The sequence below is a fragment of the Acidimicrobiales bacterium genome (assembly GCA_016794585.1).
Taxonomy (GTDB): domain Bacteria; phylum Actinomycetota; class Acidimicrobiia; order Acidimicrobiales; family DATDAH01; genus JAEUJM01.
Genome location: JAEUJM010000042.1, coordinates 1 through 15896, shown reverse-complemented (window position 1 = coordinate 15896; position 15896 = coordinate 1). Strand labels below are relative to the sequence as shown.

The window sequence follows — 15896 nt, the reverse complement described above, 5'->3', positions numbered from 1 at the left end:
CCGACCCGCATGCGCGGCCTGCGCCAGAGCGGCTACGGACGCCCCGACACCCCCGGCCTGCTCGAGGTGGCCGACGACCTTCCCCGCCCCGATCCCGGCCCCGGTGAGGTGCTCGTCCGGGTCGAAGCGGCCGGCCTCGACCGGGGCACCTGGCACCTGGTCCGCGGGTTGCCCTACCTCTACCGCCTCGTGGAGGGGCGGCGCCGACCCCGCCGCCAGGTGCCTGGCCTGGACTACGCCGGCGTCATCGAGGCCGTCGGCGCGGAGGTGGACGATCTCGCCGTCGGCGACGCGGTGTTCGGCACCGCACGAGGTGCCCTGGCCGAGTACGTGGTGGCCGATCCGGCCAAGCTCGCCCGCACGCCGGCCGGGGTCACGTTCGTGCAGGCGGCGTCAGTCCCCGTGTCCGCGGAGACCGCGCTGCACGCTCTCCGGGACCAGGGCCGGGTGCAGGCGGTCCAGGCCGTGCTGATCCTCGGCGCCTCGGGAGGCGTCGGCACCTACGCGGTGCAGCTCGCCAAGGCCTTCGGCGCCCGGGTGACCGGCGTGTGCAGCGGCGCGAAGGTCGACCTCGTCCGCTCGCTGGGCGCCGACGAGGTGCTCGACTACGCCGTCACCGACCCGACCGATGGATCCGTGCGCTACGACCTGATCCTCGACATCGGCGGCAACCGCCGTCTCCGCGACCTGCGGCGGGCACTGACTTCCACGGGCACACTCGTGATCGTCGGTGGCGAAGGCGGTGGAGACTGGTTCGGCGGCATCGACCGGCAGGTGCGGGCGGTGCTCTGGTCGCCGTTCCTGCGCCAGCGGATGTGCATGTTCGTGGCGCCCGAGCGCCGGCAGGACCTGGAGCTCCTCGCCGGGCACCTCGCGTCCGGCCGGGTCGTCCCGTCCATCGAGCGGGTCGTGGCGCTGGAGCAGGTGGCCGCCGAGCTCCAGCGCATGGAGGACGGCGCCGTCCGCGGCAAGGTCGTGGTCGCCATCGGCGAGCAGGCGGAACAGGAGAAGGGAGCGATGACGTGATCGGAACCGTGCTGTTGATCCTCGGGGTGCTCCTTGCTGCGCTTCTCGCGCTGGCCGTCGTCTGGTTCGTCGGGATGCGCACGAAGTGGCCCCCGGTGCGGGACTTCCAGCGCCGGGTGAACCGCCGTGTGTTCAACCCGCGCCAGATGCGCACCGCGGGGACGGCGGGCGCCTACGCCGGCATCGTCCGCCACGTGGGCCGGCGCAGTGGCAGGGCCTACGAGACGCCCGTGGTGCCGCTGCCGACGGAGGACGGGTTCGTGATCCTCCTGCCCTACGGCGACCGCCCGGACTGGGTGCGCAACGTGCTCGCCGCCGGCGGGGCGACCATCGTCCACGAGGGCGAGACGTACACGGTCACCGCGCCCGAGTTGCTCGACACCGCCGACTCGGGCCACGAGTTCTCGCCGTCCGAGCAGCGCGAGATCCGTCTGTTCGGCAACACCCGCTGCCTCCGGGTGCGGCGGGTGCCGTCGGCGTCCTCGGCCTCCTGAGGGTCGGCCCCCGAGCGGGCGGACCGGGCGGTCGATACCGTTCGTGCGATGGACCTCCTGCTGGTCGTCGGCCACGTCGAGGTACCGGCCGGCCTGGCGCTGCGGGCGCGGCGCACCGAGCACCTGCGGCCCGGCGACGACCTGACGAGCGTCTTCGCCGACCTGCGCGGGCACATCCCGCGACGTGTGGGGGTGGCCGGCGCGGCCGCCGACGCCGCCCCTGTGGCACGGGAGCTGCACGACCACGGCCTCCCGGTCAGCCTCCATGCGGACGGTGCCGAGCCCATCGACGGGGTGGACGTGCACCCCTTGTCCGACCCCGGCCCGGCGATGGACGTCGCCGATGACCTGCTCGCCCTGATCGGGAACACCCCGATGGTGCGGCTCGATCGGACGGCGCGCAACATCGACTGCCACCTGCTGGCGAAGCTCGAGCTCTTCAACCCGGGGTTCTCCTCGAAGGACCGGCCGGCGCTGGCCATGATCGACGCAGCAGAGGCCGACGGGCGGCTCCAGCCGGGGGGCACCATCGTCGAGCCGACGAGTGGCAACACCGGGGTGGGCCTGGCCATCGTGGCCGCTCGCCGCGGCTACTCGTGCATCTTCGTGTGCCCGGACAAGGTCGCGCCCGACAAGATCGCCCAGCTGCGGGCGTACGGCGCCGAGGTCATCGTGTGCCCCACCTCGGTCGAGCCCGAGCATCCCGACTCGTACTACTCGGTGTCGGCCCGGCTCGCCCGGGAGGTGCCCGGCGCCTGGAAGCCCGACCAGTACCACAACCCCGACAACCCCCAGGCCCAGTACGACACCACCGCACCGGAGATCTGGCGCCAGACGGCCGGGCGCATCACCCACTTCGTCTGCGGCGTCGGAACCGGCGGCACGATCTCGGGCATCGGTCGCTACCTGAAGGAGCAGGACCCGGCCATCCAGGTCATCGGGGCCGATCCGGAAGGCTCGGTCTACTCGGGTGGCAGCGGGCGGCCGTACCTGGTCGAGGGGATCGGCGAGGACTTCTGGCCCACCACCTACGACCCCTCCGTGGTCGACCAGGTGATCGCGGTCAGCGATGCCGAGAGCTTCAGCACCGCCCGACGGGTGACCCGGGAAGAGGGCCTCCTCATCGGCGGCTCCGGCGGCACGGCCATCGCCGCCGCGCTCCGCGTCGCACAGGGGCTCCCCGCCGAGGCGGTGGTCGTGGTGCACATCCCCGACTCGGGGCGGGGCTACCTGTCCAAGCTCTACGACGACGGCTGGATGGCCGACCACGGGTTCCTGCGCACGGCGGGCCCGACCGTCGGCGACCTCGTGAGCGAGCGCGACCCCGGACTGCCCTCGCTGGTGCACAGCCACCCCGACGAGACCGTGCGCACCGCCATCGAGATCCTGCGCGAGTACGGCGTGAGCCAGATGCCGGTGGTGAAGCACGAGCCGCCGGTGGTGCTCGCCGAGGTCGTGGGCTCGGTCGACGAGCGGGACCTCCTGGGCGCGGCCGTGGCCGACCCGGCGGTCCTCGACCAGCTCGTGGGGTCGATCATGGGGCCGCCGCTGCCCACCGTGGGCATCGGCGAATCCCTGGCCTCGGTCGCCGCCAGGCTCGAGTCCGCCCCTGCCGCACTGGTGCTCGACGGCGGCCATCCGGTCGCGGTCGTCAGCCGCGCCGATCTCCTGGGCGCCATCGCCAACGTGGGCGGCGCGCGCCCGTGACCCAAATCGCCCTGCGCCCGCTGACCGACCCGAGGATGCCGTGGACGACCTGACCGGGCGAGGCTTCGCCACCCGCTGCGTGCACGGCGCCGGCCCTGCCGACCCCGTGACGGGAGCCGTCGTCCCGCCGATCTCGGTGTCGTCGACGTTCGCGCAGGACGGCGTCGGTGGCCTGCGGGCCTTCGAGTACGCCCGCTCCGGCAACCCAACCCGGGCGGCGCTGGAAGCGCACCTGGCGGCGCTCGAGGGTGCCACCCACGGCTTCGCCTTCGCGTCCGGTCTCGCCGCCGAGGACGCGCTGCTGCGCACGGTCGCCCCCGGTGAACACGTGCTGATGCCCGACGACGCCTACGGCGGCACGGTGCGCCTCGCCTTCCAGGTCCATGCGCCCGCCGGCACCTGTGTCGACACCGTCGACCTCTCCGACCTGGACGCGGTCGCCGCGGCGTGGCAACCCCACACCCGCATGGTCTGGGTCGAGACGCCGACCAACCCGCTGCTCACCATCGTCGACATCGCCGCGCTCTGCGAGCTGGCCCACGACCGCGGTGCCGTGGTGGTGGTCGACAACACGTTCGCCACCCCGGCCCTGCAACAACCGCTGGCCCTGGGCGCCGACGCGGTCGTGCATTCCACCACCAAGTACCTCGGCGGCCACAGCGACGTGGTCGGGGGCTTCGTGGCGACGTCCCACGAGCGCCTTGCCGAGCGGGTGGGCTTCCTCCAGAACGCCGCCGGTGCGGTCCCCGGCCCCTTCGACTGCTACCTCGTGCACCGCGGGGCCCGCACCCTCGCGCTGCGCATGGAGCGTCACTCGTCGACCGCGGCGGCGGTCGCCGCCCTGCTCGTGGACCACCCCGCGGTGACCGAGGTCCGCTGGCCCGGCCTCCCCTCCCACCCCGGCCACGAGGTGGCCGCCCGTCAGATGTCGGGCTTCGGGGGCATGGTGTCGTTCCGCCTCGCCGGCGGCGAGCAGGCCGCCCTCGACGTCTGCGCCCGCGCCCGGGTCTTCACCCTCGCCGAGTCCCTCGGTGCGGTCGAGAGCCTCATCGAGCACCCCGGCCGCATGACCCACTCCTCGGTGGCGGGCACCACCAACGAGGTGCCCGCCGACCTCGTGCGCCTCTCGGTCGGCATCGAGGACCCCGCCGACCTGCTCGACGACCTCGCCCAGGCCTTGGAGGCGTGAGCGTCAACTCCGCGGGATGACCGGGAGCAGGAGCTGGGCGTCGTGGTCGGGGCCCCAGTGCAGGGTGCAGGAGCCGCGCTTGCTCGTCCGATAGCGGGCGGGGAACTGCCCGGTGAGCGGGTTGACGGGCCAGAGCCACCGGCCGGCGACGACGAGTCGGAGTTGGTCGCCGCGGCGGAAGAGCGTGGAGGAAGCACCCAGGGCGATGTCGACCGGCACGATCTCGCCGTCGCCGAGCGGTCGGCGCCCGGTGAACGTGGGCACCGGCTGGAAGGGGCGGGAGCGATCCGGGTCGAGCTCGCGGAGCGAGGCGGACAACCAACCCGTGGCGACGCGGTCGCGTCCGAAGCCGTACGAGCCTTCGAAGCCCACGTACTGCCCGTCCCGCCACTTCTCGACCCCGACCACCAGGTCCACGTCGTCGGTCCCGTCGACCGACACGTGGAGGCGCAGCGCCATGGGCCCGGTGAGCTCCACGTCGTCCAGCACCGTCCAGCCGAAGCGTGCCCCGCCGTTGCGGATGGCGAAGCGGAGAGAGCCGTCGGCGTCGGCTGCGGCCTCGGTGAGGCCGGCTGCGCTGAGGTGCAGGGGGGTCCACACGGTGCGCGCGAGCGGCCAGGCGGCCTCGTCGCGCACCTCGACGACCTGGTCGGCGGACTCGCGCACCTCGAGGCGGACGGTGGGCAGGCGGGGAACGTCGAGGCCGCGCAGGTGGCGGTCGAGGAACTGGCGCTGCACGGCCTTGGCCTCGTCGCTGTAGAACGTCGCCCACTTCCCGCCCCGGTGGGTGTGGAGGTGGCGCTCGCGGGACCGGATCTGCTCGAAGCCGTCGATGGATCCCCGCGAGTGGAGGTTGTTGTCGGAGAAGCTGCCGCAGATCAGCGCCGGCACCTCGATCTCCGACAGGTCCGGCGTCAGGGCTCGCCACCAGTCGTCCATGAGCGGGCGATCCAGGCAGGCGTCCATGAGCGAGTACGACTGGCGGGTGCTCTTCATCCCCTGGGCCCAGAGCTTCAGGAAGCCCACCTCGGCGAAGCCGCCAGGCCGCAGGAGGCCACGGTACGGGTCGGTGAACCCCTCCCACGGGACGATCGCCCGCAGCGACGGCGGCCGCTTGCTGGCGCCGTTCCACTGCGAGAGCGCCAGGTAGGAGACCCCGACGAGCGCGACCGCGCCGGTGCTCCACGACCGCGCCGCCGCCCACTCGACGAGATCGCTGATGTCCTCACCTTCCTGCGCCGAGAGGAGCCTCCCGATGCCTTCCGAGGTGCCGGCCCCACGGAGGTCGCAGTTCACGAGGGCATAGCCCTGCGCGGTCCACCACGCCGGATCGGGTGCCTCCCAGGTGGTCAGGTTCGAGAAGCGGATGGGGTCGGTCTGGCGCAGGACCCGGTACTGGAACGAGACGCGGTAGCCCCCGCGACGGGTGCGCACGGGCACCTTGTCCTTCCCGTAGGGGTGCGTGCACACGATCGTCGGGAACGGGCCGTCCCCCGGTGGCCGATGGACGTTGACCCGCAGGACCGTGCCGTCGCGCGTGGTGACGGGCAGATCGGGCTCGATCACCACCGATCCGGACGGCGGCTCGTCGACGGTGACGGGGACCCGAAGGATGCCCCGCAGGCGGCGACGCGCGTAACGGGCCGCACCCGGGCGACGCCACGGCGTGTCGGGCGCCGCCCGATCCGACGGTTCGGTCGGTCGGCGGGTCATCCCGTCCGTCCCGGTCGAGCGGTCTGGTCCTGCGGTGACGAGGCTCCGGTCGACCAGGGTGGGTCGGGGACATCGATCCGCGGCAGCGGCGAGGCGACCGTGCCGAACCGGGGTGCGCCCGTCGACCAGTCCCGGTGCGCCGCGGCCACCTCGTCGCGGGTTCGGGCCACGTAGTTCCACCACATGAGCACCTCTTCGGGGAAGGGAGTCCCACCCAGGACGAGGACGCGGGCGGGCTCGGTGGTGTCCACCGCGACCTCGTCCCGTCCGGTGCCGAGGTAGCCGAGTCGACCGGGTTCGAGGGCCTGGCCGTCCACGGTGACGGCTCCCTCGAGCACCACGACGGCGTGCTCGTGCTCGGGGGACACGGGGACGACGGTGCGCCCCGCATGGAGCTCGAGGTCGGCGCCGAGGTGGTCGGTGTCGCCCCGGGCCGGCGACGTGGAGCCGCCCAGTGCGCCGACGAGGAGGGTGGCGGTGGCGCCACCGAGATCGACCTGGGGGAGCTCGGCATGGTGCTCGAAGTCGGGTGGGCCCGCTCGGGTCGCCGAGGGCAGCGCCACCCAGAGCTGGACCCCGTGCACCTCGCCCTCGTGGACGCCGGTGGTTTCCTCGGAGTGGGAGATCCCCTGGCCGGCGGTCATCAGGTTGAGCTGGCCGGGGCGGATCAGCTGCTCGGAGCCGAGGCTGTCCCGGTGCAACACGGCGCCGCGTAGGAGCCACGTCACGGTCTGGAGGCCGATGTGGGGGTGGGGGCCGATGTCGAGCCCGTGGCCCGGCCCGACCGTGCCCGGGCCCATGTGGTCCACGAAGCACCACGCGCCGACCGTGCGCCGTTCGCGGCGGGGTAGGACGCGGCGGACCGCGAAGCCCCCTACCTCGGCGGCGCGCCCGTCGAGGACCTCCAGACCGGGTCCGCCCGGCTGGTCGGCCTCCGGGGTGGGGGAGGCGTCCGACGAGGTCACTGGCCCGCTCATCCCAGCGTTCTACCCGGCTGACCGAGGCGCCGCTCGACGCACACACTCACCTGGCGGTGAAGAACTGGGCGAACCAGCGCCGGTACTCGTGCACCGGGCCGTCGACCTTCGTCAGCAGCGGCCGCTCCCGGTACACCTTGTGCTCCCAGATGGGGACGTCCTGGGTGAACTGCAGGTTGGTGATCTGGTCGTTCAGCTCGGCCACCGCAGCGGTGGTGTCGTCGTCGTCGAGGCGCTTCATCGAGAAGTCGAGGTTGACCTCGGTGTGCTCGTCGTCGACAGGGGTCTGGGTGATGTAGGTGAGCATCTCGAGCGGGCCTTCGGTCACCTCGACCGCGGCGATGCCCGGGCCGCAGGCCGTCGTGCGGGCCAGCACCTCGACCCCGGTGTCGGACACCGCGGTCACCCGCAGGCGCTGCTCGACGACCATCGTCGGCCCGTCGAACGACACCTCGAAGTGCTCGCGCTCGGGGGGCGCCATGTCGTGCACCGTGGCGAAGTGGGCCCGGTCGAGGATGTTCTCGGTGAGGTCCTGCACGTGGACCCGCACGCTGTAGGTGTTGCGCCGCCACGGCGTCCAGGCGTCCTCGTCGGCCCGGTAGCCCAGCACGTCGTACGTCGGGGCGCCGCCGTCGGCGTGGTGCCACACGAAGATGCGGCCGTTGCGCTCGCAGACGGGCCACGGGCCGGCGGTGGCCCGGGGTGGGGTGCGGTCGAGGCCGGGCACCTCGACGAGTTGCCCGTCACCGCCGAAGCACCAGCCGTGGAAAGGGCAGGCGAGGCCGTCGCCGCGCACCTTCCCGCTGTGACCGAGGTGGGCGCCGAGGTGCGGGCAGTGGGCGTCGAACACCCGTGCGGCGCCGTCGCCGCCGCGGAAGACCACGAGCTCGCGTCCGAGGTACTCGACCGCCCGGACGTCGCCGACGCCCACGTCATCGGAGGCCGCGACCCCGAACCACCCGTTGGGGGCCGACGGGAAGGGATAACGGCTCATGGCGTCGGCTCCGGGGTCAGCCCCGTCGGGCCGCGGTCCCGTCGTGGAAGCGCCCGGCGAAGGCCCGCAGCGGGAGGTCGGCGCTGGTGAGCAGCCCCGGAGGGGCCTCGCACACCGAGCGCATGGCGTTCAGCGCCGGCATGCCCGTGATGGTCATGCCCAGCGAGGCGAAGTAGTCCGAGTCCATCAGGGTGTGCGGGGTGCCCGAGGCGGGCAGGATCATGTGGCGGTTGATGATCATCGGGTCGCCCTCGATGGTCGTGATGTAACAGCCCCGGATGTCCCAGTGCGGCTCGGTCTTGGGGGTCATCTGCCACTCGAGGTGCACCTCGATCTTCGGCTCGCCGGCGACGATGCCCTTGAACTTGGCCAGGCTGCCGCCCACCGAGCCCTTCGGCAGGGTCCACCAGCCGAGGTCGACGTCCTCGGTGCAGGCGCCGAGCTCGCACTCGAAGGTGATCTCCTCGATCTCGACGTCGAGGCAGTCGGCCATGAGGTGGATCGAGTCGCCGAAGACGGTGCAGCCCTTCTCGAGCAACCCCGGCACCTCGGGGTCGTCGACGGGACGGCCGTAGCCCACGTTCTTCCACGTGTCGACCGAGTGGTGGCACGAGACGTCGACGGTCTCGAGCACGGTGAGGTGGTCGACCCGACCCATGCCCGCGGTGGCGACGACGCTGAGGATCTGGGCGAGGCCGGGGTTCATGCCGGTGCCGTAGAAGCTGGCGCCGCCACGTTTGGCGGCCTCGTCGATCAGCTCGCTCGGCCGGCGGCCAGAGGGGTGCGGATGGTTGGCGTTGCGGTGGTGGCCGGTGATCCAGTCCGAGGTGGTGACCACGTTGATGCCGTGGTCGAGCAGGGTGCAGAACAGGTCGATGTCGGGCCAGACGCCGTTGAAGTCCACGACGTCGGGCGCCAAGGCGAGGACGTCGTCGATCGAGTCGGTGGCGATCACGCCGATCGGGTCGATCCCGGCGATCTCGCCGGCGTCGCGCCCCACCTTGGCGGGGGACCAGCAGTAGAGGCCCACCAGCTCGAGGTCCGGGTGGTCGACGAGGCGGCGCACCATCTCGGTGCCGACGTTGCCCGTGGCCATCTGGACGACGCGCAGCGGCGCTCTCGACATCCCGGTCCCCCCTGAACTGGACAAGTGTCCAGAAGCTAGCACGGCATCGTCCGGGCGAGCCGGGCGAGCCGGGCGGCCCGGGTGTCGGCGGGCGTCAGCTCGGGTAGCAGGCGCACCCGCCACCGCACCCGCCGGCGGGCGGGCCGGCACTGGGCGCAGGGCCGGAGGCGGTGGCCGAACCCACGGAGGCGAACACGCTCAGCAGGCGGGTGGTGTCGTCGTGGCCCGATGGACACGTGGCGGCGGCGTCGGAGTCGGCCATCGAACGCCGGAGCTCGAAGGTCTCGCCGCAGGCGCGGCACCGGTACTCGTAGGTCGGCATGGCCACGATCCTACTGACGACGGCTGGGGCCGAGCTCCCGCTGGCGGGTTCGGAGCGCTCGCCCCGGCGGTGCCAGACTCGCCCGACGCACACGAGACGGAGGACGCACCTGATGGGGGATCGCTTCGAGGGCAAGGTGGCACTGATCACCGGGGCAGGAGCGGGGATCGGCCGGGCGGTGACGCTGCGCCTGCTCGACGAGGGCGCGTCCGTCCTCGCCGTGGACGTGGATGCCGCCGGGCTGGAGGACACGGCCGGCTTCGGGGCCCTCGCCGAGGGCAACGGTGAGCTGGCCACCGCCATCGCCGACCTGAGTGACCCCGACGCCTGCGTCACCGCCGTGCACACCGCCGTCGGTCGATTCGGCCGTCTCGATGTGCTCGGCAACGTGGCCGGGATCCTCGTGGCGGCACACGCCACGGACGTGACCCGCGAGCAGTACCGCAAGCTCATGGCCATCAACCTCGACGCCCCCTTCTTCCTCTCGCAGGCCGCCATCCCTCACCTGCTCCAGGCCGAGGGCAACATCGTCAACATCGCCTCGAACGCCGGCCTCCAGGGCGTGCCCTACGTGGTGGCGTACTGCATGAGCAAGGGCGGTGTCGTCCAGCTCACGCGGGCCCTCGCCACGGAGTACCTCAAGACCCCACTGCGGGTGAACGCCATCGCGCCGGCCGGAACGCGCACCAACATCGCCGCCACCGCGGCGTTCCCCGACGACCTCGATGCCGAGCTGGCGGGCCGCATGGTGGGGCACCGGGGCATGACCGAGCCCGACGAGGTGGCGGCGCTGTTCGCCTTCCTCGCGTCGGACGAGGCCCGGTCGGTGACGGGCGCGGTCTACACCATCGACAACGGCCTGACCGCGAGCTGAGCGCTCGACCCGGCAGGCCGCCCGCAGGACAGGAGCGCAGATGAGGATCGTCGTCGTCGGGACCGGGGCCATGGGCTCGGTGTACGCCGGGCTGCTGGGCGCGGCCGGTCACGAGGTGTGGGCCGTCGACCGGTGGGCCGAGCACGTCGACGCCATCGCCAGCGCGGGCCTGCGGGTCTCCGGGGCCAGCGGCGACCGGGTGGTCGAGGGCATCTCCGCGGGGCGTCGGCCCGAGGATGCCGGCCCCGCCGACCTGTGGCTGATCGCCACCAAGGCCGCGGACGTCGAGGCGGTGGCCGCCGAGGTCGCTCCTCTGCTGCGCCCCGACGACATGGTCATGGCCTTCCAGAACGGACTCGGTGCCGGCGAGCGGGTCGCCCGCCACGTGCCCGAGCGCCACATCCTGATCGGGATCGCCGAGGGCTTCGGCTCGTCGATCCCCGAGCCCGGCCATGTGCACCACGAGGGCATGCGCCTCATCCGTATCGGCGAGCTGCGCGGCGGCCTGACCGACCGGCTGCTGGCCCTCGAAACGGCGTGGCGCGACGCCGGGTTCAACGTGAAGGCCTTCCCCGACCTCCCCCTCATGATCTGGGAGAAGTTCCTCTGCAACGTGACCCTCAGCGCACCGACCGCGGCCTTCGACCTGACCGTCGGTGAGCTGATGGCCGACGAGGAGGCCTGGGCCGTCGCGCTCGGGTGCATGCTCGAGGCCCATCGAGCGGGCGTGGCTCTCGGCGTCGCCTTCCCCTTCGACGACCCCGTCCGCTACGTCACCGACTTCGCCGCCACGATCCCCGACGCCAGCCCCTCGATGCGCCTCGACCACCTGGCCCGCCGGCCCTCCGAGGTCGACGTCATCAACGGCGCGGTGGTCGACCTCAGCCGCGAGCTCGGGTTGGAGGCACCGTTCAACCAGACGCTGTGCGCCATCCTGCGCCGGCGGGAGGCGGCGTTCGGCTGAGGTCGGGCGCGGCGCCGGGCACGATGAGTTCGGCTGCCCGTGTCCGTCCCCCATCCATGGCCACCCGAGCGCCGACCCGTCCGCGCTCCCTACCCTGGGACGCGATGACCGCTTCCGACACCGAGGTCGTGCTCGACCTCGAGCCCTTCCGGCGCGAGCTGACGGGCTACTGCTACCGCATGCTGGGCGCCGGGTCCGAGGCGGAGGACGCCGTCCAGGAGACGATGGTGCGTGCCTGGCGCAACGCCGCCCGCTTCGAGGGCCGGTCCAGCCTGCGCACGTGGCTCTACCGCATCGCCACCAACGTCTGCATCGACATGGGCCGTCAGGTGCAGCGCCGGGCCCGTCCCATGGAGATGGGCCCTTCCTCGCCGCCCGACGAGCGCCTGCTGGGCGCTCCACAGCCCGAGCTGCCGTGGGTCACGCCGATCGGAGACGGTCGCATCGCCCCGGAGACCTCCGACCCGGCCGAGGTGGCCCACCACCGCGAGACCATCCGCCTCGCCTTCGTGACCGCTCTCCAGCACCTGCCCCCCAAGCAACGGGCGGCGCTGATCCTCTGCGAGGTGCTGCGCTGGCCGGCGGCCGAGGCGGCCGAGCTGCTCGATACGACGGTCGCCTCGGTCAACAGCGCCCTCCAGCGGGCCCGCGCCACCATGGCCGAGCTGCCCGAGCGGCCTCACCCCACCGATCTGGGTGAGGCCGACGCCGCCCTGCTCGAGCGCTACGTGGACGCCTTCGAGCGCTACGACATCGAGACGCTGGTCACCCTGCTCCACGACGACGCCATCCAGTCCATGCCCCCTTTCGCCTTGTGGCTCCAGGGCGCGGAGGACATCGGTGCCTGGATGGTCGAGCCGGGGCCCAGCGGGTGCCGCGGCTCGCGCCTGGTGGCGACCACCGCCAACGGGTGCCCAGCGTTCGGCCAGTACCGCCCCGACCCCGCCGGCGGGTGGGCCCCTTGGGCCATCCAGGTGCTCGAGATCTCAGACGGCCGGATCGCCGAGATGAGCTTCTTCCTCGACCTGCTCGACCCCGGTGAGGTCTTCCCCCGCTTCGGGCTCCCCGCCCACCTCGACGGGTAGGCCGGCCAGCTCGAGCAGCTCCCACAGGGCGGGGACCGCGTCGACCACGACGAGGTGCTCCCCCGTTCGCCGTGCCGCCAGCAGGAGGCGGGCCACGGCGTCGAGGGTGTCGAGGTCGGGCTCGCCGAAGCCGTGCAGGACCCGATCGGCCACGACCGACCCGTCGGAGCGCTCCACCCGCACGCGGCACAGAGGCCGTGGCTCTCCCATGGGAGAGGTGACGGAGGTCGACGGCGCGACTCATCGGCTGCTGCTCCGCTCGAGCCCTGCGCTCGTCGCCCGCCCTACGGTGGGCCGGTGGCCGAGCGTGACCTCTACCTGCACGAGGTGATCGACATCGTCGGGCAGGGCCAGTACGACTACATGGCCCACGCCGCCCGCGAGCCCACCAATGCGATGCCCGACATGCTCTCGCTCCAGGGCACGTTCTTCGTCTGTGCGATGGGCGGCGGGCGCTGGCCCCAGGTGGTGAACGTGTGGGACGTCGGCCCCGCCGGCTGGGAGGGGTGGGCGGCCAACGTCGACCGGCTGAACCTGAAGCGCCGCGACGCCTTCTACGGCGACTGGTGGGACGAGGCGGCGCAATGGCGCACCGGCGGATTCGACCGGTTGTGCGGCGGCGTGCCCGGATCGCCGTCCACGGCGTCGATCGCGGCGGCGGGCGTGCGGGGGACCCTGTTCGTCCAGCAACTGCTGACGGTGCGTCCGGGGACCGCACTCGACTACCTCGACGCCGTCGTGCGCGAGCAGGTGCCGGTGTGGCGCGAGCACGGGCACGAGCCGACCGGGATCTACGAGGTGCTGGGCAACCAGCACGAGGTGGTGGTGCTGTGGGCGACGTCCATCGCTGCGCAGACCGCGCTGCGGCGGGCCCGGGACGCCGCCCGTGGGCTGTGCGACGGCGACGGCGACGAGCGCCTGGTGGCGTGGGAACGAACCGTCGCCGGGTTCGTCACCGGCGGCGACACCCACCTCATGACGCCGATGCCGGGGACCGTGTATGGCCCCGACGACTGGGACGCCGCCGACCTCGCCGACTGGCTGGAGTGAGCCGGGCGGCGACCTGGCCGTCCCAGCGCAAGCTGCCGACGCTGGGTCAGCGTGGGAGAATCCTTGGCGTGACCGTGCTCGATGAGGTCGTCGCCCAGCGGGACGCCCTTGACGCCCTGTGCAGACGCTTCGGCGTGACGCGCCTCGACCTGTTCGGCTCTGCAGTCACCGGTGGGTTCGACCCTGACCACAGCGACCTGGACCTACTCGTCGAGTTCGAACCGCCGACGGGCCTGAGCCGGTTGGACGCCTATTTCGGCTTCAAGGAGTCGCTCGAGAAGTTGCTCGGTCTCCCCATCGATCTCGTCGACCCATCGGCCCTGCGCAACCCGTTCTTCGCCGCCTCCGTCGAGCCCACTCGCCAGGTGTTGTATGCCGCGTGATCCTCGGGGCGTTCCTCTGGGATGCCCGCCAGGCCGCGGGCCTCATCGTCGAGTTCCTGGCCGGCCGCTCGTGGGACGACTACGAGAACGATGCCTTGGTGCGCTCTGCGGTCGAGCGCCAGTTCGAGATCGTGGGCGAGGCGCTCAACCAGTTCGGGCAGACCGCCCCGGATCTGGTTGAACGCATCCCGGATCTGCCTCGGATCGTCGCGTTCCGCAACGTGCTGATCCACGAGTACACGAAGATCGATGATCGGATCGTCTGGGAGGTGGCCGCCGAGCGAGTGCCGGCGCTCATCGCGCTGTTCGACGAGCTCATCGACGAGATCGGTTGAGTGGCGCTCAGCTCGGGGGCACCGGGGCGCCGCCGACGAGCAGGGGCATCTGTCGGGCGACGTCGTCCTGCGGGACGGGGTCGCCTCGGCCGCCGGCGCCGTTACCGAGGTAGCCGACGGCGTCGGCGTGGCAGTACTGGACGATGTAGGCCTTGCGCACGGCGTCGGTCGTGTTGACCCGGGTGGCGTGCGGGCTGAGCGAGGAGAAGACGACGACGTCGCCGGCCTGCGTGGGTACGTCGATCGCCTGGTCGTGGTCGCCCCAGCACTCGAAGCCGATGGGCGTCTCGGCGTGGGTCAGCGTCCCGTCCCGATGGGCCCCCGCCATGATCGAGACGCAGCCGTTGTCCGGCGTGGCGTCGGTGAGCGAGACCCAGAAGGTCAGGTACGCCTGCGGCTCGATGAACGTGTAGCCGTTGTCCTGGTGCCACAGCACCGGCTCGGCACCGTGGGGCACCTTGTAGACCGCCTGCTCCCAGTAGAGGCGGACGTCGTCGCCCATCAGATCGCGGCACACGCCGGCGAAGACGGGGTGGCGGCAGAACGCCTTGGCCGCCTCGGACCGCAGCACGACGTGCGGCGCGACCACCTGCGTGTCGAGCCCCGCCACCGAGAGCCGCCCGCCCTCCACCTGCTCGAGCAGCCCGGCGACGAGCTCGACCGCCTCGTCGCACGCCGCCTCCACGGGTGCCAGCTCCTCAGGGGCGAAGGCGCCCCGCAGCACGAGGAACCCGTCCCGGTCGTACTGGTCCCGCTGCTCAGCGGTGATGGTCGCCGGCGCCCGCTCTGGCAGCTCCCACTCGAAGCCCGTGTTCCACGGGTGGCGCTCACGTGCCCGGCTCACCGGCACCACGCTAGTGAGGCGGCGGCGGGCCGGCGGGTGGGCGGCGTCCCGCGGCGACCGTCGGGTTCTGAGTGTCCACCCGGCAAGTGGGACGGCCGACACGGTCGACGCCCCCTCTTTCTTGTCACAGGGGGTCCGTAGAATGAACGTATGTTCGATCCGGTCGCCGAGCTGCGGGTGGGCATCAAGGGGCTCGCCGCCGAGGAGCGCGCCGGGTGGTCGTCGTTGGCCCGGTCGGATCGGGTGCTCGACGTGTTGGGCGCCACCGAGCGCCTTGAAGCGGAGCGGGTGCGGGCGGTGGCCGAGTGGGACGCCGCGGGGGCGTGGGCCGACGACGGCGCCACCGGGCCGGTCCCGTGGCTCACCCACCGCTTTCAGATGACCCGCCCCGAAGCCCAACTGCTCGTCAAGACCGCCGGCCTCTACGCCCGCCACCCCGAGGTGGCCGCCGCGTTGGACGGCGACGAGATCCCGGTCCTGCGGGTACGGCTGTTGGCCCAGGCCGAACACAAGCACGAGACGGCGTTCGCGGCGTGTGTCGACGCGATGGTCGAAGCCGCCCGGCGCATCGTCACGCTCGAGGAGTTCGTCGGGTTCCTCGACGACTGGATCGACGCCGTCGACGAACAAGAACCCCCCGACCTCTCGAAGCGTTCGGTGCGCCGCCGGCGGTCCGGGCGGATGGCCTCCACCGAGATCTGGGGAACCAACGAAGACGCCGAGCTCCTCCAGACCGCCCTGGACCTCCACGACAGCCCCGACCCCGCCGACAGCCCCGAAGGGCCCCGCACCAAAGCACAACGCGACTACGAC

17 protein-coding genes are annotated in these 15896 nt (G+C 72.4%); 10 read left to right on the top strand and 7 right to left on the bottom strand.

The features are described 5' to 3' along the window. Positions 1–9 precede the first annotated feature (9 nt). The 4 genes from JNK12_19915 to JNK12_19900 all read left to right on the top strand — a co-directional run bounded on the left by JNK12_19915 (position 10) and on the right by JNK12_19900 (position 4416). Positions 10–1026 carry an NAD(P)-dependent alcohol dehydrogenase gene (locus JNK12_19915; protein MBL8778215.1) on the top strand — a complete coding sequence of 339 codons (1017 nt, stop codon included), beginning with the start codon at positions 10–12 and terminating at the stop codon, positions 1024–1026. Continuing rightward, positions 1023–1520, top strand: coding sequence for a nitroreductase family deazaflavin-dependent oxidoreductase (locus tag JNK12_19910; protein ID MBL8778214.1), 498 nt, complete (start codon positions 1023–1025; stop codon positions 1518–1520). Before JNK12_19915 ends, JNK12_19910 begins: the two co-directional genes overlap by 4 nt. A gap of 330 nt (positions 1521–1850) precedes the next feature. Continuing rightward, complete coding sequence (locus tag JNK12_19905) at positions 1851–3227, top strand: cystathionine beta-synthase (protein MBL8778213.1); 1377 nt, start codon at positions 1851–1853, stop codon at positions 3225–3227. A gap of 49 nt (positions 3228–3276) precedes the next feature. Beyond that, a complete protein-coding gene (locus JNK12_19900; GenBank protein ID MBL8778212.1) occupies positions 3277–4416 on the top strand; it encodes a cystathionine gamma-synthase in 1140 nt (379 codons plus the stop codon). 3 nt (positions 4417–4419) lie between these two features. Here JNK12_19900 and JNK12_19895 read toward each other — a convergent pair whose 3' ends face one another. The 5 genes from JNK12_19895 to JNK12_19875 form a co-directional block, all read right to left on the bottom strand. Then, on the bottom strand, positions 4420–6129 hold the full coding sequence (locus JNK12_19895; protein MBL8778211.1) for a CocE/NonD family hydrolase: 1710 nt from the start codon (positions 6127–6129) through the stop codon (positions 4420–4422). After that, a complete protein-coding gene (locus JNK12_19890) occupies positions 6126–7106 on the bottom strand; it encodes a pirin family protein (GenBank protein MBL8778210.1) in 981 nt (326 codons plus the stop codon). Before JNK12_19890 ends, JNK12_19895 begins: the two co-directional genes overlap by 4 nt. Positions 7107–7152: 46 nt before the next feature. After that, positions 7153–8100, bottom strand: a complete 948-nt coding sequence (locus JNK12_19885; GenBank protein MBL8778209.1) for a Rieske 2Fe-2S domain-containing protein — start codon at positions 8098–8100, stop codon at positions 7153–7155. Positions 8101–8116: 16 nt separating this feature from the next. After that, positions 8117–9226 carry a hypothetical protein gene (locus JNK12_19880; GenBank protein ID MBL8778208.1) on the bottom strand — a complete coding sequence of 370 codons (1110 nt, stop codon included), beginning with the start codon at positions 9224–9226 and terminating at the stop codon, positions 8117–8119. A gap of 94 nt (positions 9227–9320) precedes the next feature. Then, complete coding sequence (locus tag JNK12_19875) at positions 9321–9548, bottom strand: zinc ribbon domain-containing protein (GenBank protein ID MBL8778207.1); 228 nt, start codon at positions 9546–9548, stop codon at positions 9321–9323. Positions 9549–9660: 112 nt separating this feature from the next. Here JNK12_19875 and JNK12_19870 point away from each other — a divergent pair, with 112 nt between their 5' ends. The 3 genes from JNK12_19870 to JNK12_19860 all read left to right on the top strand — a co-directional run bounded on the left by JNK12_19870 (position 9661) and on the right by JNK12_19860 (position 12471). Then, positions 9661–10422, top strand: coding sequence for an SDR family oxidoreductase (locus JNK12_19870; protein MBL8778206.1), 762 nt, complete (start codon positions 9661–9663; stop codon positions 10420–10422). A 40-nt stretch (positions 10423–10462) separates the two neighbouring features. Beyond that, entirely contained in the window at positions 10463–11386 is a 924-nt protein-coding gene (locus JNK12_19865) for a 2-dehydropantoate 2-reductase (GenBank protein MBL8778205.1), read from the top strand. 104 nt (positions 11387–11490) lie between these two features. Further along, positions 11491–12471 (top strand): sigma-70 family RNA polymerase sigma factor, encoded by a 981-nt coding sequence (locus JNK12_19860; protein ID MBL8778204.1) that lies wholly within the window; start codon positions 11491–11493, stop codon positions 12469–12471. Here JNK12_19860 and JNK12_19855 read toward each other — a convergent pair. Then, positions 12373–12624 carry a hypothetical protein gene (locus tag JNK12_19855; protein ID MBL8778203.1) on the bottom strand — a complete coding sequence of 84 codons (252 nt, stop codon included), beginning with the start codon at positions 12622–12624 and terminating at the stop codon, positions 12373–12375. The two genes, JNK12_19860 and JNK12_19855, sit on opposite strands and share 99 nt — an antisense overlap. A 431-nt stretch (positions 12625–13055) precedes the next feature. Between JNK12_19855 and JNK12_19850 the strand changes: the two genes are divergently transcribed. Continuing rightward, positions 13056–13904 (top strand): nucleotidyltransferase family protein, encoded by an 849-nt coding sequence (locus JNK12_19850; protein MBL8778202.1) that lies wholly within the window; start codon positions 13056–13058, stop codon positions 13902–13904. Then, positions 13901–14239, top strand: coding sequence for a DUF86 domain-containing protein (locus tag JNK12_19845; protein ID MBL8778201.1), 339 nt, complete (start codon positions 13901–13903; stop codon positions 14237–14239). The genes JNK12_19850 and JNK12_19845 overlap by 4 nt, the downstream gene beginning before the upstream one ends. Positions 14240–14246: 7 nt before the next feature. Here the strand turns inward: JNK12_19845 and JNK12_19840 are convergent, their stop codons facing one another. Further along, positions 14247–15083: a phytanoyl-CoA dioxygenase family protein gene (locus JNK12_19840; protein MBL8778200.1), complete on the bottom strand. Its 837-nt coding sequence runs from the start codon at positions 15081–15083 to the stop codon at positions 14247–14249. A gap of 150 nt (positions 15084–15233) precedes the next feature. Here JNK12_19840 and JNK12_19835 point away from each other — a divergent pair. Beyond that, on the top strand, positions 15234–15896 hold a 663-nt coding region (locus JNK12_19835; GenBank protein MBL8778199.1), incomplete at its 3' end, for a DUF222 domain-containing protein.

Coding starts and splice junctions, on each gene's coding strand:
- JNK12_19915 (MBL8778215.1), top strand. CDS start 10: ATGCGCGGCCTGCGCCAGAGCGGCTACGGACGCCCCGACACCCCCGGC.
- JNK12_19905 (MBL8778213.1), top strand. CDS start 1,851: ATGGACGTCGCCGATGACCTGCTCGCCCTGATCGGGAACACCCCGATG.
- JNK12_19895 (MBL8778211.1), bottom strand. CDS start 6,129: ATGACCCGCCGACCGACCGAACCGTCGGATCGGGCGGCGCCCGACACG.
- JNK12_19890 (MBL8778210.1), bottom strand. CDS start 7,106: ATGAGCGGGCCAGTGACCTCGTCGGACGCCTCCCCCACCCCGGAGGCC.
- JNK12_19885 (MBL8778209.1), bottom strand. CDS start 8,100: ATGAGCCGTTATCCCTTCCCGTCGGCCCCCAACGGGTGGTTCGGGGTC.
- JNK12_19880 (MBL8778208.1), bottom strand. CDS start 9,226: ATGTCGAGAGCGCCGCTGCGCGTCGTCCAGATGGCCACGGGCAACGTC.
- JNK12_19875 (MBL8778207.1), bottom strand. CDS start 9,548: ATGCCGACCTACGAGTACCGGTGCCGCGCCTGCGGCGAGACCTTCGAG.
- JNK12_19870 (MBL8778206.1), top strand. CDS start 9,661: ATGGGGGATCGCTTCGAGGGCAAGGTGGCACTGATCACCGGGGCAGGA.
- JNK12_19865 (MBL8778205.1), top strand. CDS start 10,463: ATGAGGATCGTCGTCGTCGGGACCGGGGCCATGGGCTCGGTGTACGCC.
- JNK12_19860 (MBL8778204.1), top strand. CDS start 11,491: ATGACCGCTTCCGACACCGAGGTCGTGCTCGACCTCGAGCCCTTCCGG.
- JNK12_19850 (MBL8778202.1), top strand. CDS start 13,056: ATGGCGCACCGGCGGATTCGACCGGTTGTGCGGCGGCGTGCCCGGATC.